Annotated in this window: 21 protein-coding genes and 1 pseudogene; 9 read left to right on the top strand and 13 right to left on the bottom strand. The window is 70.0% G+C overall.

Going from position 1 to position 23,804, the window contains the following annotated elements:
• Positions 1-44 precede the first annotated feature (44 nt).
• From OG272_RS01635 to OG272_RS01625, 3 genes and pseudogenes are all read right to left on the bottom strand, one after another.
• Positions 45-818: pseudogene (locus OG272_RS01635) on the bottom strand (IS630 family transposase); the annotation flags it as partial.
• Positions 819-832: 14 nt separating this feature from the next.
• A complete protein-coding gene (locus tag OG272_RS01630; protein WP_327731830.1) occupies positions 833-2,248 on the bottom strand; it encodes an IS4 family transposase in 1,416 nt (471 codons plus the stop codon).
• A gap of 43 nt (positions 2,249-2,291) precedes the next feature.
• Entirely contained in the window at positions 2,292-2,675 is a 384-nt protein-coding gene (locus OG272_RS01625; RefSeq protein ID WP_327731832.1) for a helix-turn-helix domain-containing protein, read from the bottom strand.
• 298 nt (positions 2,676-2,973) lie between these two features.
• On the opposite strand from OG272_RS01625, the gene OG272_RS01620 reads away from it, so the two are divergent.
• Positions 2,974-4,680, top strand: a complete 1,707-nt coding sequence (locus OG272_RS01620; RefSeq protein WP_327731833.1) for an IS1182 family transposase — start codon at positions 2,974-2,976, stop codon at positions 4,678-4,680.
• A gap of 34 nt (positions 4,681-4,714) precedes the next feature.
• Here OG272_RS01620 and OG272_RS01615 read toward each other — a convergent pair whose 3' ends face one another.
• The 4 genes from OG272_RS01615 to OG272_RS01600 form a co-directional block, all read right to left on the bottom strand.
• Positions 4,715-5,617: a sugar phosphate nucleotidyltransferase gene (locus tag OG272_RS01615; RefSeq protein WP_326573479.1), complete on the bottom strand. Its 903-nt coding sequence runs from the start codon at positions 5,615-5,617 to the stop codon at positions 4,715-4,717.
• A gap of 212 nt (positions 5,618-5,829) precedes the next feature.
• A complete protein-coding gene (locus OG272_RS01610) occupies positions 5,830-6,369 on the bottom strand; it encodes a group III truncated hemoglobin (RefSeq protein WP_327731834.1) in 540 nt (179 codons plus the stop codon).
• A 20-nt stretch (positions 6,370-6,389) separates the two neighbouring features.
• The gene (locus OG272_RS01605) at positions 6,390-7,595 is read right to left on the bottom strand and encodes a globin domain-containing protein (protein WP_327731835.1); all 1,206 of its coding nucleotides are present in this window, start codon (positions 7,593-7,595) and stop codon (positions 6,390-6,392) included.
• Positions 7,596-7,760: 165 nt separating this feature from the next.
• Entirely contained in the window at positions 7,761-8,201 is a 441-nt protein-coding gene (locus OG272_RS01600; protein ID WP_327731836.1) for an Rrf2 family transcriptional regulator, read from the bottom strand.
• Between the two features lie 165 nt (positions 8,202-8,366).
• Between OG272_RS01600 and OG272_RS01595 the strand changes: the two genes are divergently transcribed.
• On the top strand, positions 8,367-9,254 hold the full coding sequence (locus OG272_RS01595) for an SDR family oxidoreductase (protein WP_405892246.1): 888 nt from the start codon (positions 8,367-8,369) through the stop codon (positions 9,252-9,254).
• Positions 9,255-9,276: 22 nt separating this feature from the next.
• Here the strand turns inward: OG272_RS01595 and OG272_RS01590 are convergent, their stop codons facing one another.
• From OG272_RS01590 to OG272_RS01565, 6 genes are all read right to left on the bottom strand, one after another.
• Entirely contained in the window at positions 9,277-10,272 is a 996-nt protein-coding gene (locus OG272_RS01590; protein WP_327731838.1) for a BtrH N-terminal domain-containing protein, read from the bottom strand.
• A 235-nt stretch (positions 10,273-10,507) separates the two neighbouring features.
• The gene (locus OG272_RS01585; RefSeq protein WP_405892245.1) at positions 10,508-11,398 is read right to left on the bottom strand and encodes a hypothetical protein; all 891 of its coding nucleotides are present in this window, start codon (positions 11,396-11,398) and stop codon (positions 10,508-10,510) included.
• A gap of 289 nt (positions 11,399-11,687) precedes the next feature.
• Complete coding sequence (locus OG272_RS01580) at positions 11,688-12,095, bottom strand: hypothetical protein (RefSeq protein WP_405892244.1); 408 nt, start codon at positions 12,093-12,095, stop codon at positions 11,688-11,690.
• A 402-nt stretch (positions 12,096-12,497) separates the two neighbouring features.
• Complete coding sequence (gene dgoD / locus OG272_RS01575; protein ID WP_326573464.1) at positions 12,498-13,643, bottom strand: galactonate dehydratase; 1,146 nt, start codon at positions 13,641-13,643, stop codon at positions 12,498-12,500.
• A gap of 221 nt (positions 13,644-13,864) precedes the next feature.
• The gene (locus tag OG272_RS01570) at positions 13,865-14,632 is read right to left on the bottom strand and encodes an SDR family NAD(P)-dependent oxidoreductase (protein ID WP_327731842.1); all 768 of its coding nucleotides are present in this window, start codon (positions 14,630-14,632) and stop codon (positions 13,865-13,867) included.
• Entirely contained in the window at positions 14,629-15,678 is a 1,050-nt protein-coding gene (locus OG272_RS01565) for a LacI family DNA-binding transcriptional regulator (protein ID WP_327731843.1), read from the bottom strand. The genes OG272_RS01570 and OG272_RS01565 overlap by 4 nt, the downstream gene beginning before the upstream one ends.
• A gap of 485 nt (positions 15,679-16,163) precedes the next feature.
• Between OG272_RS01565 and OG272_RS01560 the strand changes: the two genes are divergently transcribed.
• The 7 genes from OG272_RS01560 to OG272_RS01530 all read left to right on the top strand — a co-directional run bounded on the left by OG272_RS01560 (position 16,164) and on the right by OG272_RS01530 (position 23,794).
• Positions 16,164-17,501, top strand: coding sequence for an extracellular solute-binding protein (locus OG272_RS01560; protein WP_327731845.1), 1,338 nt, complete (start codon positions 16,164-16,166; stop codon positions 17,499-17,501).
• Complete coding sequence (locus OG272_RS01555; protein ID WP_328222190.1) at positions 17,498-18,541, top strand: sugar ABC transporter permease; 1,044 nt, start codon at positions 17,498-17,500, stop codon at positions 18,539-18,541. The genes OG272_RS01560 and OG272_RS01555 overlap by 4 nt, the downstream gene beginning before the upstream one ends.
• The gene (locus OG272_RS01550) at positions 18,541-19,362 is read left to right on the top strand and encodes a carbohydrate ABC transporter permease (RefSeq protein ID WP_326585472.1); all 822 of its coding nucleotides are present in this window, start codon (positions 18,541-18,543) and stop codon (positions 19,360-19,362) included. The genes OG272_RS01555 and OG272_RS01550 overlap by 1 nt, the downstream gene beginning before the upstream one ends.
• Positions 19,363-19,450: 88 nt before the next feature.
• Positions 19,451-20,122, top strand: coding sequence for a bifunctional 4-hydroxy-2-oxoglutarate aldolase/2-dehydro-3-deoxy-phosphogluconate aldolase (locus tag OG272_RS01545; protein ID WP_327731847.1), 672 nt, complete (start codon positions 19,451-19,453; stop codon positions 20,120-20,122).
• Entirely contained in the window at positions 20,119-21,087 is a 969-nt protein-coding gene (locus tag OG272_RS01540) for a sugar kinase (protein WP_327731848.1), read from the top strand. The genes OG272_RS01545 and OG272_RS01540 overlap by 4 nt, the downstream gene beginning before the upstream one ends.
• 41 nt (positions 21,088-21,128) lie before the next feature.
• Positions 21,129-22,202 carry a lactonase family protein gene (locus OG272_RS01535; protein ID WP_328222188.1) on the top strand — a complete coding sequence of 358 codons (1,074 nt, stop codon included), beginning with the start codon at positions 21,129-21,131 and terminating at the stop codon, positions 22,200-22,202.
• A 62-nt stretch (positions 22,203-22,264) separates the two neighbouring features.
• On the top strand, positions 22,265-23,794 hold the full coding sequence (locus tag OG272_RS01530; protein ID WP_327731850.1) for an alpha-N-arabinofuranosidase: 1,530 nt from the start codon (positions 22,265-22,267) through the stop codon (positions 23,792-23,794).
• Positions 23,795-23,804 lie beyond the last annotated feature (10 nt).

The raw sequence follows: 23,804 nt of genomic DNA, 5'->3' as shown, positions 1-23,804 counted from the left end.
CAGTCCTCAACGAATGGCTGTGACCAGGACTTTCCCCGCAGCCCCTAGTGTTCTGAGTCGGGAATTCTGTTCAGATAACTGGCGAGGCGTTCGAGGATCTCGTCTGCGGTCTTCGTCCAGACGTAGGGCTTCGGGTCGGTGTTCCAGGCGGCGATCCAGTTGCGGATGTCCTTCTCCAGGGCTTGGACGGACCTGTGAACGCCGCGCCGTATCTGCTTGTTGGTCAGTTCGGCGAACCATCGCTCGACGAGGTTCAGCCAGGACGAGCCGGTCGGTGTGAAGTGCAGGTGGAAGCGGGGGTGGGCCGGCAGCCACTTCTTGATGGCGGGGGTCTTGTGGGTGGCGTAGTTGTCGCAGATGAGGTGGACATCCAGGTCGGCGGGCACCTCTTTGTCGAGCTTGGTGAGGAACTTCTTGAACTCCTCAGCCCGATGTCTGCGGTGCAGGGAGCCGATCACTTTGCCGGTGGCGACCTCGAGGGCGGCGAACAGGGTGGTGGTGCCGGCGCGGACGTGGTCGTGGGTCACCCGCTCGGGAACCCCGGGCATCATTGGCAGCACGGGCTGGGATCGGTCCAGGGCCTGGATCTGCGACTTCTCGTCGACGCAGAACACCAGGGCCCGCTCGGGCGGGTCCAGGTAAAGGCCGACGACATCGTGGACCTTGTCGACGAAGTACGGATCGGTCGACAGTTTGAAGGTCTCCGACCGGTGCGGCTGCAGGCCGAAGGCCCGCCAGATCCGTGAAACCGACGACTGCGAGAGGCCCGTCTCCTTCGCCATCGACCGCGTCGACCAGTGCGTTGCGTTCTTCGGAGTGCAACACCGTTGCGTTAGCCGTCAGGCCCGGCGTCAATGTCTCCGTCCTTGACCATCTTGAAGTCCAGCGTGTACGCCTGCACGGTGCGCGGATGTTGGTCCCGCTGGAACTGGTACTTGCTGGACGTCTTGCGGTAGCGGGCTTTCAGGCGCTGGCGGCGCTGTTCGGGGAGGAGGTTGGCCAGCGCGGCCCGGCCGATGGCCCCGATCAACGATGCCGTACTGCCCCGGGCAGGCCCCGGGGCGGCGATGATCTGGTCCGCGGCGGCCTGGAAGAGAACGGTGAAGCTCACCCGCTGAACAGACAGTCCCGGCGTGGCCGTCGTGACATCGCCGGCCATGCGGACCAGCGCCTGGTAGACCGTCAGCAGTGCGAAGATCTCCTGCTCAAGACCGGGGACACTGCGGGAACGCAGCACTCGCCCGTCCAGGATCGTGGACTTCAGAGAGAAGTAGCAGGTCTCCGCCTGCCAGCGCCGGTGGTAGAGCCGCAGCAGGTCGTCTGCGGGGTGGCGTTCGGCATCCAGAAGATTGGTCAGCAGCCGCCACAGCTCCGTGCGCCGCGTGCCGTCGGCGAGGACGACGGTGAGCCACGCCTCGACCACCCGCACTTCCACCCGCTGCCCGCTTGCCCTGGCACGGTGGCGGCGCGGCAGGACCGCGGTGAGGTAGGAACCGTCGGGCAGGGGGCGGCGCACGGTCGGGCGCCGCTTGCGGGTCGAGCGGAGCACGAAACGGGCCCCGGTGTCCTGCACGGCTTCAAGGAAGTCGAACGCGTCGTAGTAGGCGTCGGCCAGCAGGAGCATCGATGGGTCCAGATGTCCCAGCAGGCGGCGCGCGTAGGCGAGTTCGCCGACGTCGTCGGGTCCGAAGACCGCGTCCACCAAAGCCCGTGTGCCGCACTCCACGAGGGCCACCAGGCGCACCAGCGGGTAGCCGAACGAGCGGACCCTGCCGATGTGTTTGCGAAAATGCCAGGTCACTGCTTCCTCGTCGGGGGCGGACAGGGTGGTGCCGTCCACGGCGACCAGGCGCAGGCCCTGGTAGAAGGCGCAGGACTGGCGGTGGTCGGCCACAGGTCCAGCCAGGATCGAGAACAGGTGGCGCAGCGGTCCGCTTCCCAGCCGGCGCCGGGCACGTGCCAGCGACGAGGGGCACGGGCGGGGCACGGGCACGCTGCCCAGTCCCGCCGTGAGTTTGGCCCATACCGCCTGATAGGAGGATCGCTCGAAGAAGGCGAGGGCCAGCACGAAGTACACCACGACGCGCGCCGGGAGCAGCCGCAGCCGCTGCGTGCGGACACCGGTGTCCTCCAGAACCGCGTCGACTAACTCGGGGTCGATGATCTCGGTCAACTCGCCCAGATGGCCGGGCGCGTACACGTCCAGGGCTGTCGCGCCGGAGCTGACGCTGACAGAATTCTGAGGCAACGGGACCTCCGGGACACTCGCAATGGCTTCGACACCATGCGAACTACCAGAGGTCCCGCCCTCTTGACAGAGCGCACACATCCTTAACGCACTGGCGTTGCTTCGGAGTGGATTCCAGCGTCTTGGTGACTACCGCGGCGACCTGCTCGTCCGTCACGGTCCTTGGGCCGCCCGGACGCGGCATGTCACCCAGACCGGCGATCCGGTACTGCGCGAACCGGGCCCGCCAGCGGCCCACCGCATGGGGTGTGGAACCGAGCTGAGCAGCCACGTCCTTGTTCGAGGCGCCCTCGGTGCAGGCCAGGATGATCCGACACCGCAACGCCCATGCCTGCGGCGTGGAACGTCGCCGCACCCACTCCTTGCGTGCGGCCCGTTCTTCGTCCGACAGTGTCAACTCGGCCTTCGGCCGCCCCGTCCGTGCCATGGAGCAAGCCTATACATCTGAACAGAATTCCCGACTCAGAACACTAGGGCGTGTTTCGGAAGTCCCTTCGTCGCCCGAAGGGCGGCTCTGCGGCGTCCGGTGCGTGCTCTCGGCGCGCCGGACGAAAGGCCTCGTACTGGGCGTACTTGGCCTTTCGTCCGGTGCGGCGACAGAAGGGACTTCCGAAACACGCCCTAGCTTGACTCTGTCGGGGATCTTGGAGTTTCCCGGTGCGGCAGCAAGATCGACGGGCATGCTCGGGTAGTTCCGCCGACCGATACAGCTGTCGAGGTGCTCGTTGTCTCTTCGTCCCCGTTCCGGTGAGCAGGTCCCGTCTCTGACTGCGCAGGTTGCGCGGGCGAGCAACCCGGACGGCACGACGGCGATATGGGTACGTGACCGCCTCGATGGGCTGTGGTGCGACGAGGACTTCGCCGACTGGTACCCGCGGAATGGGCGTCCGGGGCTCTCGCCTGCTCAACTGGCCACCGTCTGTGTGCTGCAGTTCCTGCTCGGCCTGTCGGACCGGCAGGCCGCCGAGTCGGTCCGCTGCCGCATTGACTTCAAGTACGCCATGGCCATGGAGCTGGACGATCCCGGCTTCCACCACAGTGTGCTGGCCGACTTCCGAGACCGTCTCGCCGAAGACGACCGCGCCGACCGCCTCCTCGACCTCGCACTGGCCCGCCTCAAGGAGGCCGGCCTGGTGCGCGGGCGCACCACGCAGCGCACCGACTCCACCCACGTCCTGGCCTCGGTGCGCGACCTGACCCGCCTGGAGATGGTCACCGAGGCGGTCCGCGCCGCACTCGAAGAAGTCGCCGGCACATCCCCGCACCTGCTGGACGAGCTGGTCGATGAGGACTGGGGGCTCCGCTACGGCCGGCCGGTCCGCCTGGGCAGGAACCCCACCAAGCCCAAGACCAGGATTCTTGCCACCGGAAACGACGCCGTCCGACTCCTGGAACACCTCTACCAGCACGGAGCAGACCGCACATCCGGTCCTCGTATCCAGGCCCTGCGCCAGATCATGGTGCAGAACTACCACCGTGACGCCGCAGGACATCTGCGCTGGCGCACCGCCGAGAAGGAAGGCGGGCCCGGGCTGCCGCCCTCGTCCCGGGCGGTCGTCTCTCCCTACGACACCTCGGCCCGCTACGCACGGCACGGACACATCATCAGCTGGAAGGGGTTCACCGCCCACCTTACCGAGACCTGCGCTCCCGACGGCCCCAACGTGATCACCGACGTGGCCACCACCGCGGCCACCACCCACGACAGCCAGGTCCTGCCCGGCATCCACACCCGCCTCTCCCGCCGCGGACTGCTGCCCGCCGAGCACCTGGTCGACGCCGGCTACACCTCCCTGCCCCACCTGGAACAGGCCACCCGCGAACACCAGGTCACCGTCTCCGGGCCGCTGAAGAGCAACCCCACCCGCCAACACCGCCGAAATGAGGGCTTCGCCCGGGACGACTTCCGCATCGACTACGACCATCAGCAAGTCACATGCCCGCAGGGGCAGGTCAGTGCGGGCTGGCACGGCCCCTACCCGACCTCCTCGCCCACCGCGGCCCCGCTGATCGTGGCCAGGTTCACCAAGAGCCAGTGCCGCCCCTGCCCGGCCCGCATCCAGTGCACCACCACCGCCGACAGCGCCCGCACCGTGGGATTTCCTCCACGAGAGCTCCGTGACCTGCAACTCCGTGTCCGCGCCGAGCAGCAGACGCCCGAGTGGAAGACGCGTTACGCGGTCCGCTCCGGAGTGGAGGGCACGGTCAACGAGTTCGCCCACGGCCACGGCATGCGGCGCTGCCGCTACCGAGGGCAGGGAAAGGCCCACATCCAGCACGTCCTGACGGCCATCGCCGTCAACATCGAGCGCCTCAGCGGATTGCCACCGGCCGAGGAAGCCCCCATACCCCGCCGACCGACTGCCTTCCAGAGCTACCTCGACCAGCGCGAGTTACCTCGGCTGAAATCCTGGCGAACCCTGGGCAGTTGACCTCGCCAACCCCAAGATCCCCGACAGAGTCAAGCTAGTCCGCGGTGGTGTCGAGGCCGTTGACCAGGCCGCGCAGGACGGGGCCGTACTCCGGGTGGGACAGGGCGAAGGCCATCTGGGCGACCAGGTAGTCGGCCGGGTTGCCGGTGTCGTACCAGCGGCCCTTGATGACCTGCCCGTACACCGCGCGGGTGGCGGCGTAGGCGTTGATGGCGTCGGTCAGGTAGACCTCGCCGGTCCGGTGCTCGTACCAGCGGCGGGTCTGCTCGCGCAGTTCGTCGATGATGCCGGGGGTGACGACGTAGCCGCCGATGGCCGCGTACGCCGACGGAGCGGCCGCGGGCTCGGGCTTCTCGACCAGGCCGGTGATGCGGAGCTGGCCGTCGCCGAGGTCTTCCTTGACTATGGGCACGCCATAGCGCTGGGATTCGGTGGGGTCCATCGGCAGCAGGGCCAGCACCGGACAGCCGGTCTGCTCGTACGCGCGGATCAGCTGCTGCGCGCGGGGGATCTCGGCCACGAAGACGTCGTCGGGCCACAGCACCAGTACGGGCTCGTCACCGAAGGACCGGGCGGCGTTCAGCACCGGCGTGCCGTTGCCGTACGGGCCGTACTGGTCGAGGTAGGTGATGTGGCCCTGGCGGGCCAGCTCCGCGACCTCTTCCACGGCGTCCGCGTAGGCCGTCTTGCCGTCCTCGCGGAGTTGCTCGACGAGGGCCGGGTTGGGGCGGAAGTGGTCCTGGATGAGGCTCTTGCCGCCGGAGACGACGATGGTGATGTCGGTGATGCCGGAGTCCACCAGTTCGCGCACGGTGTGCTCGATGACCGGCTTGTCACCGACCGGCAGCATCTCCTTCGGTGTCGCCTTCGTCAGGGGCAGCAGACGGGAACCGAGGCCGGCGGCGGGGATCACAGCCCTGCGAATCGTCGGGGACATCATGTCTCTCTCGGTCGAGCGGCACACCGTACCGGTTGGTACGGAGCCCCGGGCGCACACGGTCGCGCGGCTCCGTAAGGAAAGCCTACCCAGGCGCTCCTCGGTCGCCGCGCGCCCGCCCCCGCCCGAGCCGGCGCGAGGCGTCCTGGACGGCTTCCATCCGCCCGTCGAGGTCCACGAGCGCCGAACCGGTAGTTCCCGGCGATGCACGACTACCGACCGGGGTGGCTCGCCGATGGGGGGCCGGAAGGCGGGTGGGGTCCGATGGCGACGAAGACGGGACCTCGGTCCGGGCGGGGCCGTCCGTCGCCCGCGGTGTTGTGCAGCAGTGCCCGGGCCACGGCGTGCGCCTTGACGACCGCTCGGTCGGACACCGGTCCCGCGTGACGTCGGCGTACGACGGCGGTCCACAGGTCCAGCCAGCGATCGAAGTACTCGGCGCGCAGCGGGCTCTCGGCGTGCAGGTCCCGGTGCGCGCGGAGGGCGTTGCGGCGGTAGACGCCCGGGGTGAGCAGAGCACTCTCCCAGAAGTCGGCCATGACCGGCAGGTGGGCGGCCATGTCGACTCGCGCCACCTCGGTGAACAGCCGCCCGATGAGCGCATCGTCGAGGACCTCGTCGTAGAACGCCTCGACCAGCCGCTCCACGTCCTGGCGGTCGTGGATGTCGCGCAGTCGCCCCGGCGCGGCGGGCGACCGCTGCGCTTGGTCGTCCCGGGCCGTGCGGTTCCTCGGGAACCGGGTTCGACGCATGGTGTCGTCCGCTCCGTCCCTCACTGGTCGAGCCAGAGGTCGGGACCGAAGACCTCGTAGTGGATGGCGGAGGGGTGCAGCCCCTTCGCCAGCAGTTCGCCGCGCACCATGCGCATGAACGGCAACGGTCCGCAGAGATAGGCGGTGGTGTCGGGGGCGGGGGTGAGGTGGTCGAGCGTGGCGAGGCCGGCGAAGACGTTGGTGCCGGGGGAGTGGTGGGCGTCGTTCTCGTACCACAGGTGAAGATCGGCGCTGTTCAGACGGCTGACGAGGTCCGCCTGCTCGTCGCGGTGGACATGGTCGAGGGGAGAGCGGTCGGCATGGACGACGGTGACCGGACGCGCGGAGGAGGTGAGGGCGAGATGGTCGAGCATCGACAGCATGGGGGTGATGCCGATACCGGCGGAGGCGAGGAAGAGGGGGGTGTCGGCCTCGGGCAGTACGAGGTCACCGGCGGGCAGCGAGACATCCAGGATGTCGCCCACCTCGGCGTGGGCGTGCAGCCAGGACGAGACCTCGCCGTCGGGAACGGTACCGCGGGCGGCCTTCTCGCGCTTGACCGTGATGCGCCAGGTCTTGTGATCCGGTGCGGTGGACAGGCTGTACTGGCGGATCTGGCGGGCGCCGTCGGGCAGTTCCACGCGGACACTGACGTACTGCCCGGGCCGGAAGGGAGCGGTGGGCCGACCGTCGGTCCGGCGCAGTACCAGGGACACGGCGTCGGCGGACTCCTGGCGGCGCTCGGCCACCTCCATGCGCCGCCACACGTCACCGTCGGCCACGCCGGCCTCGGCGTACAGACGGGCCTCGATGGCGATCAGGGCGTTGGCCATCAGCCAGTAGACCTCGTCCCAGGCAGCCCCGACCTCGGGGGTGACCGCGTCGCCGAGCACCTCGGCGACCGCCCCGAGCAGGTGGCGTCCGACCAGGGGGTACTGGTCGGCGGTGATGCCCAGCGAAACGTGCTTGTGGGCGATGCGCGACAGGACGGCGTCCGGGCGTTCGTCGGGTCGCTCGACCAGGAGCGTGGCGAAGGCCGCCACCGAGCCGGCCAGTGCCTCGCGTTGGGCGCCGGTGGCCTGGTTGGTCCGGTTGAACAGATGCCGCAGCAGTTCCGGACGCTCCTCGAACAACCGCCGGTAGAACACCTCCGTGATTGTGGTCAGCGAGGCTCCCACCACGGGAAGCGTCGTCCGTACGACGGGGGCCGACTGAGCGGAAAGCATCAGACACACTCCTGGTTCGATGTCGGTTGGTTGAATTGGTATGTGGGACTCGAATTTTTGCTCGCACGTCTGCCGGGCGCGCACGATCCCGCGATGTGGTCGTTGCATCGACAGTCGGGCGTCAGTCGGGCGTCAGTCGGGCGTCAGTCGGGCGTCAGTCGGGCGTCAGCCGGGGGGAGTACCCAGTGCCAGCAGTACCGGGCCCGTCGGTGACGTCACCAGATCGTCCACGGTCGCACCGTTCAGCGAGGAGTAGAACGCCTCCTGCGCCTCCCGCAGTGCCCGCCGCAACCGACAGGCGCCTGCGAGGGGGCAGGGGGTGTCGCCCTCGCACACCACGGCTTCCCGGTCCCCTTCCAGCGTCCTGACCAGATTCCCCACCCGAGTGCTCCGGCCGGAGTCGGTGAGGGTCAGCCCACCGTTGCGCCCGCGCCGCGCCTCGATCACACCCAAATGCTGCAACTGTGCGATCGCCTTCGCCATGTGCGTATAGGGGACGCTCATGGAATCGGCGATCTGCCTCGTGGTCAGCAACTCCTCGCTGTCCACGACGGCCAGGCGCATCACTGCCCGAAGTGCGAGATCCGTGTATCTGGTCAGCCTCACGGAGGCAGCGTATCAATGTTGCATCGCAGATACGTATTTAAGGGGGGTGTGGGTGAGTGTCATACGTCTCGTCGGCGCGGCGGCGGCGCCGACGCCCGGCCGTCACGCTGTACGCGCCCCGCCTTGCGGACGGAAGCTGACCGCAAGGCTCCCTACGGTCGTGTCATGACCCAGCCCCAGCCCCAGACACATCCCCAGACAGAGACGCAGGCGCAGGCGCAGAGGATTCTTGTCACCGGCGCCACCGGAACCGTTGGGCGTCAGGTCGTCGCCGAGCTTCTCGCCCGCGGTCATGCTGTCCGCGCCCTCACCCGGGATGCGTCGAGGGCCGCGCTCCCGGCCGAAGTCGAGGTGGTGCAGGGCGATCTGGACCACCCCGACAGTCTGATCCCGGCCCTGGAAGGTGTCACCGGCGTCCATCTGATCACCTTCGGTGGGGCATATTTCGCCCCGCTCGAGACCGGTCCGCAGATCCTGAAGCCGGCCCGCGCGGCCGGCGTACGCCGGGTCACCGTGCTGCATGGCGGCGGGCCGTCCCCGCTGGAGGACGCTGTGCGTGCCGACGACCGTGTGGACTGGACCGTGCTCATGCCGGTCGAGTTCATGGCCAACGCCCTGGAGTGGGCGGACGGCATCGTGGGCGCCGACGCAGTCCGCGAGCCGTTCGTCTCCCGGCTGAGCGCCATGGTCCACGAAGGTGACATCGGCGCTGTCGCCGCGGTCGCGCTCACCGAGGAGGGCCACGCGGGCCAGGAGTACGTGATCACCGGCCCCGAGCTGCTGACCGTTGGCGACAAGGTGGCGACGATCGCCGCCGCTCGGGGCCGCGAGATCACCCTGATCGAGCTCACCGAGGAACAGGCCGTCGCGCAATGGCGGGCGGCGGGCCACCCGGAGGACGTGATCGGCTTCCTGCTCCAGGCGTACGGGAACACGCCGGAGGTCGGCCGCACGGTCCTCGACACCGTCGAGAAGGTCACCGGCCACCCGGCCCGCACGTTCGCCCAGTGGGCCGCGCGGCACGCGGACGCCTTCACGACGCGGGCCTCTTGAGCCGACAGTCGGACTCAACGGATCAGGGAACTCCCAGGCCGCTCAGCGCCTGCATGGCCTCGCGCTCGATGCGTGAAAGATCGAGAAGAACCGTGCCGGCCTCCTGGAGGCACTGTTCCTCGCCCGATTCGCCGGCCTTCTTGATCAGCGCTGCCACTTCCGTCCACAGGGTGGCTGCCTCGGCGTACAACGTGTGACCGGTACGCAAGTGGCCGCTGTCGAGCACTGCGCCGCATTCGGCGAGGAAGTCGCGGTAGAGGTTGCGGAACAGGGCGCCGCCGGTGCCGGCCTTCTCCATCAGCAGGGCGGCCTGCGGCAGATCCCGGCCCGGGTTGTCGGTGCGCTGAAGCCAGGTGCGTACGAGCTTGGCGGCCTTCTCGATGCCCCGGTGGCCCAGGTTGGCGATGGGCGGGTCGAGGAAGGCGTCGGCGCAGGCGGTGATGGCCGGAACGATGCGGTCCCGTGGGGAGGGCGGGCTTCCTGGTGGTGTGGTGAGGGTGAACGAGCGGTGCCTGGCGCTCATCGGACCGCGTGCGGCTCTGGCCCGGGCGAGGCCGGCCAGGCTGGTGGTCACGGCTCCACCTTGCTGGTCGGTGTCCACCAGGTAGGCGTCGTGGTCGTCGTAGCCGTACAGGGCGACGACATGACCGCCGAAGTGCACCTTCGATCCGAAGTAGTCCAGGTGGTAGCTGTCGAGCTGCAGTCCGACCGGACGGCCGGCGTCGATCGGGGCCGTCACGTTCTCCCAAGCCCTGCGAGGCGAGCCGGTCTCCTTGACCAGCAGTTCCAAGCCGAGTCCGGCGGCCAGATTTCTGGTGAGGTCGAATGGCTTGACCCGCCCCCCGAGGAAGGGGAAGGCCATGTTCTTGCTGTCCCAGTAGATGAAGGACAGGCCCGAGCCGAGACCGAAGAGCATGGGCTCGGACAGATCGAGCCCTTGGTGGCGCAGCAGCACCCCCAGGGCAGTCGTCTCGCAGTGCTGCGTACCGCGAGGCTCGATGTCTCTCACGTGGGTCATGCCGCGCTCTCCTGGACAGGGACGATCGGCCGGGTCATCGGTTTGGGGCGCAGAGGCCGATGCGCAGGGTCTCGGCCACGGTCCTCCGGGCGGAGCACCTTCCGCCGACCGCTTCAGCATCTTCGGTGAGGAGTCCGTCGCGCACGCCATCGAGGAAACTTCTCCCACCGCGGGAGAGTTCATCGCCGTCCCCAAGGGCTGCGAGGCCGCCCTGGTTCCGGGACCGGTCCGTCCGCTACCCGACGGGACGGGACAGGCGCTTCACTTCCTGGGCGGCCTCGCGTGCCGCCTGTTCGGCCCGGGACACGCCGTCAGCCGCCGCCTCGTACCGTTTCTGCGCTTCCCGCTGTTCCTGGTCCGCCTGTTGAAGGTCCTCGCGTGCCTGCCGCAGCCGCCGCTCGGCGGCGGACACCTCTCGTCCGGCCTGGTCGTGCCGGTCACGTGCCCGTTTCAGCAGCGCGTCGGCGTCCGCTCGCGCGGTGCGCAGCTCACGCAGCCGTCGGTCGGCGGCCCGGGCCGCTTCGCGGGCCTGACCGAGTCGCTCCTGCTTCCGGCGGCGCCGCTCGGCGACCTCGTCCTTTCCGCGAGTCCGTGCGGCAGGTGGCCTGTCAGCCGCTCGAACCTGCTCTCGGGGTGTGTCGGGCGTCGCGGCCGTACGACTGGGAAAGTCCGCCGGCGGGGTGAGGACGCTCTCCAGACGGCCGGTGGCCCACCGGTCGGCCGCTTCCTGGTCGGCGAGCACGGCACGCAGCGTGGCCTCGACGTCTCGCTGCATCGTGTCCGACAGCCGGTGGCCTGCCTCGACGGCGAGCTCGGCGGCCTGGCGGGACATCGCGGCGACGATGCTCCGGCGCTGCTCGGACAGCTCCTTGACCCCGTCGGCATCCAGACTCCGGTAGGCGTCGCGCAGCGCCCGTCCCAACTCCAGGAACCGCCGGCTCTCCTCCGGCTGGGAGCGCAGCAGCAGATTCGCTGCCCAGGCCGCGAGCGAGGGACGACGGGCCGCGTGAATCCGGCGTGCGTCCTCCACGCGTCCGGCGGCTTTGGCCTCGGCCGCCATGTCCTCGCGGCGGGCGACGAATTCGGGCGGCGGCGTGGCGTAGAGCTCGTTCAGAGCCCTTTCCATGTCGTGGCCGTCACTGTCTCGCGCACCTTTACGCCGCATGATCATCAGATTGGCTCGGGCCGCGCCCCCGCGCACCTCGGGGCCGAACCCCGTCTCTTCACGGCGCCCTACGATGGCCCGCTCTCCGGGTCGGCCGACGGCCCCTCCGGGACCTCGGGCGAGCTTGCTGCCGGGCAGCCCCACTTCACCGTGCACACGGCCGACGCGTCGCACGCGGTGCGCCCGGAACGCCCTGTCCAGGTCGCCGAGCCCATCCGTTCCTTCGCCGCCGGCCCGGGCCTGCCTGCCCTCATGACGCGCCGATGCCTGCGCTGAACAGCCGTCGCACGCCCGTGTGTGCCCCTCGAACGCCGCACGCCCGTGTGTGCCCCCGAACGCCGCACGCCCGTGCCGCCGCACGCCCTGTGCGTCGCCGGCCGTTCGCGCACCCGCAACCGCCGGGCCTCCTGGAAGAGACGGTCGGTGTGGTCGGACAGTACGCCGCCCAGGAGCAGCTCCGGGGTGTAGAAGGACCGTGCGGCGGCCGCCACCTGCCGTGCGGACAGGGCGATTCGACAAGCGCCGTGCGAACCCTGCGACGAACCCGGAGCCCGGCAGCAGCCCGGAGGGCGACCACCTCACCGTGCAGCACCGGGCCGTCCGCCCCGGAGCTGACCCCGCTCCCCAGGACCTCGCCGGTACGGGTGTCGACGATCACCGCGCCGAACGGCCACTCGGGGTTCCGCCGAGCCTGAAGGCACCCGCGCCAAGCTGAAACGACTGGGCAAACTCGGCATCCTCACCGAGGCCGACGCCGGCGACTTCGCCAGGAAGCAATAGCCGACAGAACCCCCACCAGCAACCTTGCCCCCACCTCAGCCAGAAACGGACATCGACTGATGAAGCGCCCACTCACATGCCTCGTCGGCCAGATCGGCGACATACACGGGCGCTTACAACCGGATCTCACCGAAACCGAAGGTGCCGCCGGTACAGCCGAGATCTGAACCGATACCAGGAATCAGGCCGCGACGAGCTCCTGCTCGCTCATGCGCTCCGGGTGTCGCATGGGCATCTGCTACGGCTGCGTTGCGACATCCGGCCGGAGTCCCCTGCCGGGCTACCAGGACGCCAGTGAGCCATCCGTGTTGCGCCAGACCGGGTTGCGCCAGCGGTGGCCGCGTTCGGCGGCGGCCCGGACCGCGTCCTCGTCGATGGTGATGCCGAGACCGGGTGCGGTCGGGCGGTCGATGTAGCCGTCGCGGAACGTGAAGGGCGTGGTGTCGGCGAGGTAGTCCAGCAGTCCGCTGCTGTCGCCGTAGCCGATGCCCAGCGCCTGTTCCTGGATGAGGAAGTTGGGGATCGCGAAGTCGAGCTGCAGACTGGCCGCGAGGGCGATCGGGCCGAGCGGGCAGTGCGGTGCCACCAGGACGTCGTACGCCTCGGCCATCGCGGCGATCCGGCGGCTCTCGGAGATTCCGCCGGCGTGGCTGATGTCGGGCTGGGCCACGGCGATGCCGTCGGAGAGCACCGAGCGGAAGTCCCAGCGGGAGTACAGCCGTTCGCCGGTGGCGATGGGGATGGAGGTGGAGCGCACCACGGCGCCGAGGTCCTGGGAGAACTCCGGAAGCACGGGCTCTTCGACGAAGAGCGGCAGGAGCGGCTCGAGGTGGGGCAGCACGCGGCGGGACATCGCCCCACTGAACCGGCCGTGGAAGTCCAGCGCCAGGTCGCGCTCCGGCCCGATGGCATCGCGAACCGCGGCCACTCCGTCCACGATGGCGTTGATCGCGGCGGGGGCGGCGAGTGGCTCCAGCTGGCCGCAGGGGTTCAGCTTGACCGCCGTCATGCCCTTGGCGACCTGCTCGGCGGCCGACTCGGCCAGCTCCTCGGGGGTTTCGCCGCCGACCCAGCCGTAGACGCGGACCCGGTCGCGCACGTGGCCGCCGAGGAGCTGGTGGACCGGGACGCCGTGTGCCTTGCCCGCGATGTCCCACAACGCCTGGTCGATTCCGGCCAGGGCGCTGTTCAGGACGACTCCGCCGCGGTAGAAGCCGCTCTTGGCGAGCACCTGCCAGTGCTCCTCGATGCGGGCGGGGTCCTGGCCGAGCAGGTAGTCGAACATCTCCTCGACGCAGCGGGCGACGGTGTGGGCCTTGCCCTCGACTATGGGCTCACCCCAGCCGGAGATTCCCTCGTCGGTGTCGACGCGCAGGAAGAGCCAGCGCGGTTCGACGAGGAAGAGTTCGTATCCAGTGATCTTCATGGGCTGGACCTCCGGGTCCTGTGCTGTGTATGGCCCGGTGTGGGCCGAGGCTCGGTGGGTGGTGGGTGGTGGGTGGATCGGTCGTGGCCGAAAGCGAGCGCGGGGAACTGCCTGCTCGCGGGGACGGAAGGGGCGTTGGTACGGGGGAGGGGCTTGCCGTCCGGGGGGAGGCGCGGGAAAGCAGGGGAAGGGGCAGGGCGCATCGGCCGACGCCCGACGCCCTATTCCTGGGAGCTGATGCTGCGGCCACCGTCCACGAGCAGGTTCTGGCCGGTGATGAAGGAGGCGTCGTCGGAGGCGAGGAACGCCACGGCGGCGGCGATGTCCTCGGGGGCACCGAGCCTGCCGACCGGCGTGCGCGCGACGGTCTGCGCCTTGTACTCCGGGGGTGTACCGGCCCACAGGGCGGTCAGCACGGCCCCGGGCAGGACGGAGTTGAACCGGATCCGCCCCCCGTACTCGACGGCCAACTGCCTTACGAGGGCGTCGATTCCGCCCTTGGCCGCCGCGTAGGCGGGGAAGCCCTTGAAGCCGATGGCCGCGTGCACGGACGAGGTGATCACCACCGCGCCGCCGGCCGTCCTGAGGAGGGGAACCCCGGCCCGGACGCCGTAGAACACGGAGTCGAGGCAGAGCCGCAACTGGTCGTGCCAGGACGCGTCGTCGAGTTCGTGTGCCGCTCCGTGCAGGTTGCGGCCCACGTTGAGGTGGAGCACGTCGAGGCGCCCGGTCCAGGACTCGGCCTCGGCGACGGCCGCGGCCCACTGACCCGGGGAGGTCACGTCGAGGGGCCGGTCCCGTGCCCGCCCGCCCCCCGTGCGGATGTCCTCGGCCACGCGCTGGGCGGCCTCGGCGTCCACGTCGGTGACGAGGACGGACGCCCCCTCGGCCGCCAGCCGCCGGGCGGTGGCCGCCCCGATGCCGGAGCCGGCCCCGGTGAGCAGGGCCGTACGGCCGGTGAAACGTGCCGGTGCGGCGGCGACGGTCATGGCGTTCCTCCTGGTTCTGCCGGTCCGGCCGTGGAGCCACGCAGCACCAGCCGCGGCTCGGTCGGTACGACGACGTCTCCCACCGGCCTGTTCTCGATGGTGGCCACCAGGGCGTCCACGGCAGCGGTCCCCAGTTCGTACAGGGGCATCGCGACGGTGGTCAGCGGGGGATGGAGATGCGCGGCCACGGGCAGGTCGTCGTTGCCGACCACGGAGACGTCCTCCGGGATCCGGAGGCCGAGGTTTCTGATCGCGGCCATGGCGCCTATCGCCTGGGCGAGCGAGCTGGTGTAGAGGGCGGTGACCGGCGGGTGCGCACTGCCGGCGGCGGGACGCAGCAGTTCCCGCGCGGCCGAGCCGCCGCCGTCCTCGGTGAAGTCCCCGGACGCCACCGGAGCGGCGTCCAGCCCCAGGGCGTCCGCGTGGCGCAGGAACGCTTCTTTGCGGACCTCGCTGGGTGTGATCCCGGCGGGACCCGCGATGTGGCCGACCCTGCGGTGGCCGAGCCCGTGCAGGTGGTCGAGCGCGGTCACGCTGGAGCGGGCGACGTCCATGGTGACGTTGCGGCCGGACCCCTCCACGGCGCGGTTGAGGAAGACGTGGGGGACCGGGCTGTGGTTCAGGGTGTCCAGCAGGGGGTGGCCGGGGCGGGCGGAGGCGATGAGCAGTCCGTCGACCCTGCCCTCCTGCACCAGGTCGTTGAAGGAGTCGTCGGCCTCCTGCCCGTCGAAGTCCTCCGCCAGCAGGGAGAGATAGCCCAGCTCGCGGGCCCGCTGATAGGCGCCGCGGGCGATGGTGACGTACGTGGGGTTGCCGAGGGCGGGGATCAGCAGGGCCAGTGCGTGGGTGCTGGCGCCGGCCAGGGCACGGGCCCCGGAGTGGGGGCGGTAGCCGAGTGTCTCGGCGGCCTCGTGGACGCGGCGGCGCGTCTCCGGCCGTACGGACAGGTCCTGTCGGCCGTTGAGCACCTTGGACACGGTGGCCTTGGAGACCCCGGCCGCGTGTGCCACATCCACGAGCCTGGCCCTGACGGGCTGTTCCGGCACGTGCTCCCCCTCCCATTAGACGTCGCCCGGGTCCACTGGTGCGGGCCGAGAGTGACTTGTTCGTAGCTCTTGACACTTCCTGGAAACGCAACTTAACGTTCGCGAAAGTTTCAGTCAACCGGTTTCCCCAGACGGAAATAAGCGGTAAATCTATGCAGAGCCCTTTAAACCGGCCATAGAGACACTGCTAGCTATCGGCCAAATCTGACGCGGAGTCAGCTGGCCGAAGGTGCCCCGAGCTCACCGCCGACGCGACCACCGTCGCACCCGCGGTCCGCTGGATCGGTGCGCGCACTCGTCCACGCCGACGGATGCGCCGCGACCAGGGCATCAACACCACTGCCGAGCGAGCCGGTACTCCACCGGCCGCCGTGCCTCTCTGTTCGCTCGTTGCGGCAACCCCTCATGCCGCAATGGGCCCCCTCGTACATCCCGTAGCCGCGTACGTCCGCCACGAAAGGCCCATCAGCATGCCCATGTCAAAGATGACATCCCTTGACAGACGCCGCTTCCTCGCCGTCTCCGCCGGAACCGCGCTCGCCGCGACCGGTCTGTCCGCCTGCGCCGGCTCCGTCGACAACGGCACGAACGGCTCGGGGAGCGGCAAGACGACGCTCACCGTGATGACGGTCGAGAACGAGTGGGACAAGAAGGGCCTCAAGGCCGCCGAAGAGGCGCTTGGGATGGACCTCAACGTCATCATCTGGGACGCCACCAAGCTCAACGCCATGCTCGCCGCCAAGAATCCGCCGGACGTCGTCCGCGGCTTCGGCGCGACCGAGACCCCGTACTTCGCCGCCCGCGGCCTGATGACTGACCTGGACCCGTACTTCGCCAAGAGTTCGGTGCTGAAGCCCTCCGACCTCGACCCGGTCAACGACGTGTGGCGCTACGACGGCAAGAAGCAGGGCGCGGGCCCGCGCTACGGCATGGCCAAGGACTACTCCCAGGACTCCATGTTCTGGTACCGCACCGACCTGTTCGAGGCCGCCAAGCTGGACGTGCCCGGCGCGACCGACCCGATCTCCTACGACGAGTGGCTCGACCTGGGCAAGAAGCTGGTCAAGCGCCGCCTGGGCAAGGTCAAGGTGTACGGCCTGAACGCCACCGGCATGGGAGTCTTCCCCCAGCTCATGGGCATGACCGCCTCCGCCGGCGGCAGTCTGTTCGCCGAGGACCTGGCCACGGTGGACTTCTCCTCCCCGGAGGCGCTGAAGGCCCTGCGGTGGTACCTGGACTACGCCAAGGCCGACATCGGCCCGAGCGTCGTGAACCCCAACCCGGACGGCTGGGACGGCCCCACCTACCAGGCCAACCGGATGGCGATGAGCTGCAACGGCTACTGGTTCGGCGGATTGATCGGCGCCGATCCCAAGCTCGCCGAGGTCTCCCGCTTCGCGCCCGCCCCGCAGCTCGGTGGCAACCGCGTCAGCTCCTGCTTCGGCGCCACCGGCTTCTGGATCCCCAGGGACGCCAAGAACAAGGACGCGGCCTGGAAGTTCTTCGAGTGGTACTTCGCCGGCAAGCCCGCCCAGGACCGGGCGGCCAGCGGATGGGGCATACCGTCCCTGAAGTCGCTGCGCCCGAACATGCCGCAGACCAACGCCTTCCAGAAGCAGGCGTTCCAGGTGCAGGAACAGGAGCTGCCGCACTTCTCGGTGCTCAGCTTCACCCCTTACGCCCAGCAGGCCGCCCTGGAGGGCGTGCTGAACAAGGTGCTGCCGGGCGCCGTGAAGTCCGGCACGTCCGCCGGCAAGGTCGCCGATCAGCTCAACTCCCGGATGAACGAGGCGCTCGCCCAGGGCAAGGAACTCGTGGGATGAGCACCGAACAGATCACCGCGCCGGGCGCGCCGTCCCCTTCCGGGGGGACGGCCGCCCGGCCCGGGCCCCGCACCCGCGCGCACGCCGGTCGCGGGCCCCGCTCGCTGACCACCCGGCGGGCCTGGGCCTTCTACGTGTTCGCCGCACCCTGGGTGCTGGGCTTCCTGGCCCTGACGGCGTTCCCGCTCGGCTACGCGTTGTGGCTGAGTCTGACCAACGCCGACGGGCTGTCGCAGAACTCCCGCTTCGTCGGTCTGGAAAACTACCGGGAGGTCCTGACCGACCCGGAGACGATGTCCTCCCTGGCCCGCACCGGCGTCTTCGTCGCGATCACCGTGCCGCTGTCCATCGCCGCGGGGCTGCTGCTGGCGGTGCTGGTCAACCAGCCGATCCGGGCCCGCGGGCTGTTCCGCACCCTGCTGTACCTGCCCGCGATCGTCCCGCCGGTGGGTGCCGCTCTCACCTTCAAGCTGATCTTCGACCGGGACTCGGGCGCGGCCAACGGTGTCCTGGACGCCCTGCACGTCAACGGTGTGAGCTGGCTGATGGACCCCTACGCCCGCTGGGTCCTGGTCACCCTGACCCTGTGGGGCGCCGGCAACACCATGATCATCTCACTGGCGGGGCTCCAGGACATTCCCAAGGAGCTGCACGAGGCCGCCCGTGTGGACGGGGCGAACGCCTGGCAGTCCTTTACCAAAATCACCGTGCCGATGCTCTCCCCGGTGCTGTTCTTCCAGGTCATCACGGGCATCATCGCCGCCGTGCAGAGTTTCCTGCCGCTGCTGATCTCCCTCGACCCCACCCCCAGGGGCGTCACGTCCGTCCCCGAGAGCAACTACCTGTTCATGATCAACGTGTTCGCCCAGTACTTCGCCAACGGCCGTTACGGATACGCCTCCGCGATGCTCTGGCTGCTGTTCCTGATCATCGTCGCGATCACCTTCCTCGTCTTCAGACTCAGCAAGGGCGCGGTCTTCTACTCCGTCGACCCGGAGGCGGCCAAGCCGTCCAGACAGCGCACGATCGGAGGCAAGTGATGGTGTTCCCTCGTAGAAGCGCCGTCTACATGCTGCTCGTCGGCGCCCTCGTCCTCTTCCTCGGCCCGTTCGGCTGGCTGCTGAACACCGCCCTGAAGAACCCCTCCGAGCTGCGCGCGCTGCCGGTCCACTGGTGGCCGCACGACCCCAGCCTGAACAACTTCTATGACGCGCTGACCCAGATCGACTACCTCGGCTACGCCCGCAACTCCCTGACGATCGCCACCGTCTACGCCCTGCTGGTCACGCTGGCCTCCGCGTGGGCGGGTTATGGATTCGCCCGCCTCGACGCGCCCGGCAAGCGGCTGATCTTCTCCGTGCTCCTGTCGACGATGATGCTGCCGCAGGTTCTCACCCTCATCCCGACCTACCTGCTGTTCGCCAAGATGCACCTCACCAACACCTATGTGCCGTGGGTGCTGTGGGGCCTGTGCGGAGCCCCGTACCTGATCTTCCTGTTCCGGCAGTTCTTCTCGAACATGCCCAAGGAACTGGAGGAGGCCGCGATCGTGGACGGCTGCGGGCAGATCCGCATCTTCTGGCGCATCTTCCTGCCACAGTCCTGGCCGGTCATCGCCACCAGCCTGATCCTGTCCTTCAGCTGGACCTGGGGCGACTACATCGCGCCCGCCCTGCTGCTGGACGACGCCCACACCACGCTCGCGGTCAAGCTCGCCTACGGCTACGTCAACGAGCACGGTGCCCCGCTGGGGAACCTGGTCGCCGCAGGCGCGGTGATGTACGTCGTCCCGGTGCTGGCGTTGTTCCTGATCGTGCAGCGGGGCTTCGTCGCGGGTGCCGCCACCTCCGGACTCAAGTGACCCCACGTTCACCAACTCACCTTCAGGCAAAGGAACTTCGCATGACGCACACCCAGGGAGCTCTCACGTCCCCCGCGGCGGTGGGGTCATGACGGAGCGTCCCGCCCTCACCCCGCAGCTCGGCCGGACCCGGGTCATGGCCATCCTCAGGTCGGCCGACGCCTCCGGGCTGCCCGCCGTGGCCCGGGCCCTCGCCTCCGGCGGCGTCACCTGCCTGGAGGTCACCCTCACCACCGCAGGAGCGCTCGACGCGCTGGCCCGCATCCGGGCGGAACTCGGCCCCGACGTAGCGGTCGGCGCGGGCACCGTGATCACCGGCGACCAGGCCAGGGACGCCCTGGCGGCGGGAGCGGAGTTCCTGGTCGCCCCCGTCGTGGACACCGAAGTCGTCCGGAACGCGGTGGACCGGGGTGTCCCGTGCTACCCGGGGGCCTGGACACCGACGGAGGTGTCACAGGCGTGGCGGGCCGGCGCCGCCGCCGTCAAGCTGTTCCCCGCGAGCACGGGCGGCCCCGCTCACCTGCGCCAACTGCGAGCGCCCCTGCCCGACATCCCACTCCTCGCCGTCGGCGGCGTCGGCATCGACGAGGCGCGGGACTACCTGGACGCGGGCGCCTGTGCGGTCGGAATCGGCTCCCCGCTGCTGCGCGGGACGGACCAGGACCCGACTCCGCAGGCACTGGGCGCCCTCACCACGAGGGCGCGCACCCTGCTGGACGCGGTAGGGACCACCGCACGGGCCGGGGAGGCGAACGCGTGAGCATATCCGCACCCCCGCCCGGCGAGCCCTACCTCGTCACCCTCGGCGACGTGCTCGCCGTCATGGCGGCCCGGGCCCCCGGCCCGTTCGCGCTCGGCACCACGCTGCGCCTGGGCATCGCCGGCGCGGAGTCCAACGTCGCCATCGGGGTCAGCCGGCTCGGCGGATCCGCGACCTGGATCGGCCGGGTGGGCGACGACGAACTCGGCGAACTCGTCCTGCGGGAACTACAGGCCGAAGGGGTCACCACCGTCGCCGCGCGCGACGCCGCCCCCACATCCCTGCTGCTCAAGGAGCGTCGCACCTCCACCCGGAGCCGTACGCGCTACTACCGCACCCACACCGCCGGCGCGCGGCTCACCGCCGACGACATTCCCGAGCACGTCGTCGCGGGGGCGGCGGTCCTCCACATCACGGGCATCACCCCGGCGCTCGGTGAGGGCCCCGCCCAGGCCGTGACCCGGGCCGTGGACATCGCCGCCGACGCCGGCGTGACCATCTCCCTGGACGTCAACTTCCGCTCGCTGCTGTGGAGTGAGGCCGAGGCCCGGCGCACCCTGCTGCCTCTGCTGCGCAGGAGCGACCTGGTCTTCGCCGGACCGCACGAGGCCGGGCTCGTGGTGCCCGGTGCCGAAGGACCGGAGGAACTCGCCCAGGGCATCTGCGACCTCGGACCCGACGGAGCCGTGATCAAGATCGGTGCCGACGGGGCGTACGCCCTCCTCGACGGACGGCCCCACCGGCAGCCCGCCGTACCGGTCCAGGTCCACGACTCGGTGGGCGCGGGAGACGCGTTCGCCGCCGGCTACCTGGCCGAACTGCTCGCGGGGGAGCCCCCGCAGCGGCGGCTGAGGACGGCGGCCCTGCTCGGCGCCTTCGCGGTGAGCACCGCCGGCGACTGGGAGGGCCTGCCCCGGCGCTCCGAACTGGGACTGCTCGACCACCACGACGACATCGTCCGCTGACACCTCCTTCCGCCCCGGCACAGCGACTCTCAGGACCACCCATGCCCACAAGCCCCTCCACCGGCGCGATCCCCTTCCTCACCGGCTCCTACACACCGGACTCCGGCGGGGACGGCCCCGGCATCGCCGCCCTGCTCCTCGACCCCGCCACCGGCCGCATGACGTACGACGACCAGGTGAAGCCGCTGCCCGTCAGCGGAGCCTCCTTCCTGGCCGCTCACCCGTCGCTCGACGTCGTCTACAGCACGAACGAGACCGGGGCGGGCACCGTCAGCGCCGTCGCCCGCGACCGAGACGGCACCCTGTCCCCGCTGGGCGACCCGGTGAGCGGCGGCGGGGCGAACCCGTGCCACCTCACCGTCCACCCGGGCGGTGAGTGGCTGCTGACCGCGAACTACGGCAGCGACACCGCGCCGGGCACCGTCGCGGTGCACCGGCTCGGCGCGGACGGACGCCTGTTGGAACCGACCGACCTCGTCGTCCATCAGGGCTCGGGCCCGGTCACCGGACGCCAGGAGGGAAGCCACGCCCATCAGGTCCTCCTCGACCCCGCGGGCCGTTTCCTGCTGGTGACCGACCTGGGGGCGGACGCGGTGTTCACGTACCGGCTGGACACCCGCACCGGCACCCTGGAGCGGGTCGCGGTGAATCCGACGCGCGCCGGATCCGGCCCCCGCCACCTCGCCTTCGCCCCCGGCGGTGACCTGGTGTTCAGCGCCGACGAGCTGTCCTCGACCGTCACCTGCCACCGCTACGACGCCACCGACGGCACCCTGACGGCCGTCTCCTCCGCTCCTGCCACGACAGCCCACGACGTCGTCAACCAGCCCGCCGGAATCGTGGCCTCGCCCTGCGGACGCTTCGTGTGGGTGAGCAACCGGGGCGCCGACACGGTCGCCGCGTTCCGCCTCACCGGCACCACCCTGGAACCGGTCGGCGAGGTCCCCGCCGGCGGCACATGGCCCCGCGGCCTGACCCTGGCGGCCGGCCACCTGCTCGTCGCCAACCAGCACAGCGGCACCCTCGCCGCCCTGCGGGTCCTGGACGACGGCACCCTCACCCGGCCCCACCCGCCGGTCTCCGCCCCCTCGGTGGTCTGCGCGCTGGCGCTCTGATCCCCCTCTCCCGTCGCCCCCCTCCCGCCCTCCTTCTTCCTTGTCACACCTGAAAGGCAGTCATGTCCCAGCCCGGCACCACGCCCGCCGCCCGCTTCACCCTCGATCCGGCCTTCGCGGTCGGCAGTGTCAACCCACGTGTGTTCGGATCGTTCGTCGAGCACATGGGGCGCTGCGTCTACACCGGCATCTACGAGCCCGGCCATCCCACCGCCGACGCGGACGGACTGCGCCAGGACGTCCTGGAGCTGGTCCGTGAGCTCGGTGTGACCACCGTCCGCTACCCCGGCGGCAACTTCGTCTCCGGCTACCGCTGGGAGGACAGCGTGGGCCCGCGCGAGGAGCGGCCGGCCCGGCTGGACCTGGCCTGGAAGTCCACCGAGACCAACCAGTTCGGCCTGGGCGAGTTCATGGACTTCTGCGGTAGGACGGGCATGGAGCCCATGATGGCCGTCAACCTCGGCACACGAGGCGTGGAGGACGCGGTACGGCTGCTGGAGTACGCGAACCACCCCGGCGGCACCGAGCTGTCCGACCGCCGAGCCGCCCACGGCGACAAGGAGCCGTACGGCATCCGGATGTGGTGCCTGGGCAACGAGATGGACGGCCCCTGGCAGACCGGCCACAAGACACCCGAGGAGTACGGCCGCCTCGCCGCCGAGACCGCCCGTGCCATGCGGCAGGTCGACCCCGGTCTGGAACTGGTCGCCTGCGGCAGCTCCAGCTCCTCCATGCCGACCTTCGCCTCCTGGGAGTCGACCGTCCTCCAGGCCACTTACGACCTCGTGGACTACGTATCCCTGCACGCCTACTACGAGGAGATCGACGGCGACCGGGACTCCTTCCTGGCCTCCGCCGTCGACATGGAGCACTTCATCGAGTCGGTCGTCGCCACCTGCGACCACGTGCGCGCCCGCCTCAAGGCGAAGAAGCACATCAACCTCTCCTTCGACGAGTGGAACGTCTGGTACCAGAAGCGGCCCAACCCGCACGCCGTGGAAGAGTGGCAGCAGGCGCCGCGCCTGCTGGAGGACGTCTACACCGTCACCGACGCCGTGGTCTTCGGCTCGCTGATGATCGCCCTGCTGCGGCATGCCGACCGGGTCACCGCGGCATCCCTCGCGCAGCTCGTCAACGTCATCGCGCCGATCATGACCGAGCCGGGCGGCCCGGCGTGGCGGCAGACCACGTTCTACCCCTTCGCCCAGGCGTCGGCGTACGGACGTGGCCGGGTGCTGCGCGTCGAGGTGGACAGCCCGACGTACCCGACCGCCCGTTTCGGTGACGTACCGCTGCTGCACGCCACCGCGGTCACCGACGACGAGACGGGCGCCGTCACCGTCTTCGCCGTCAACCGCGGCCAGACGCGGGCCCTGCCGCTGACGATCGACCTGAGCGGCGTCGAGGCCCTCACCCTCGCGGAGCACCTGGTCCTGGCGGACAACGACCCGGAGGCCACCAACACCGCGGACAGGCCCGACCGCGTCACCCCGCACACCGCCACCGGCACCACCGTCGGCGACGGCGTCCTCCACGCCGAACTCGAACCGATGTCCTGGAACATGATCCGCCTGACGCGCCGTCAGGACTGAGGGAAACACC

Origin of the sequence: Streptomyces sp. NBC_00104 (assembly GCF_045160825.1) — a bacterium.
GTDB lineage: Bacteria > Actinomycetota > Actinomycetes > Streptomycetales > Streptomycetaceae > Streptomyces.
The sequence above is the reverse complement of the archived record's forward strand: the minus strand, read 5'-3'. Positions and strand labels throughout refer to the sequence as shown.